1 protein-coding gene is annotated in these 945 nt (G+C 68.0%); it reads right to left on the bottom strand.

Features of this window, described 5'->3' with window-relative positions:
* On the bottom strand, nt 1-915 hold a 915-nt coding region (locus ABD993_RS36525; RefSeq protein WP_345428984.1), incomplete at its 3' end, for an IS481 family transposase.
* Between the last annotated feature and the right edge of the window lie 30 nt (nt 916-945).

The following is a 945-nucleotide window of genomic DNA, read 5'->3' as shown; positions in this document are numbered from 1 at the left end:
GTTGAAACGTTCTGCTTTGCCGTTGGTCCAGGGGCAGCGGGGCTTGGTGAACCGCTGTGCGATGCCGAGCTCGGTGCAGGTCGCGGCGAACAGCCAGCTACGCCGGTAGGCCATGGCGTTGTCGGTCATGATCCGTTCAACGGTGACGTCGTGGTCGGCGAAGAACGCGGTGGCATGGCGGAGGAACCGCGCGCAGGCGTGCTGGTCCTCCCCACCGTCGGTCTTGTTGATGACCTCGACATAGGCCAGGCGGGAGTGGTCATCAACCGCGACGTGGACGTAGTCGTAGCCCACCCGTGGCCCGGACCGGGACGCACGGGCTTGGACGGAGCCGCGGCCATGTGCCCACCATCCGCCACCGGCGCGGATATGGCCGAGCTTCTTGACGTCGATGTGGACCAGCTCGCCCGGGCGGGCGCGTTCGTAGCGGCGCCACCGGCTCGGGCCGTGGGCTCGGGTGGCCGGATCAGCCTGACGGAGCTGTTCACCGGTGGGCGGGTCCAGATCACGCAGCCGGGAGATCCCGAGCCGGACAAGCACCTTGTGCACCCCGGAGGAGGAAATGCGGGTGCCGTCTTGTCGGCGCAGCTCGTAGGCGATGCGGTCTGGGCCCAGCTTGCGATCACGGCGCAGCCGCTCGATACGGGCCTCCACCTGCGGTGATGTGCGGCGCGGGTGGCGATGCGGTCGTGAGGAACGCTCCACGAGTCCCGCCTCACCGTCGATCGTCCAGCGGGTGTGCCATTTGTGCAGACACTGCCGCGAGACCCCGGCCTCTGCCGCGACATGCGCCTTCGGGCGACCACGATCGACCCGCAGACACAACCGGCGCTTGCCCTCGACGTTGAGCGGGGCATTACGGTGCGACACGAGGACCTCCAGGGTCGACGGTGTGTGTGCCTTCAGCAGCTCCACACCTCGCCCGGAGGTCCTCCCTATTTCAAG

This window comes from Pseudonocardia xishanensis (assembly GCF_039541715.1).
Classification (GTDB): Bacteria; Actinomycetota; Actinomycetes; order Mycobacteriales; family Pseudonocardiaceae; genus Pseudonocardia; species Pseudonocardia xishanensis.
This window is presented reverse-complemented; position numbering and strand designations above follow the sequence as displayed.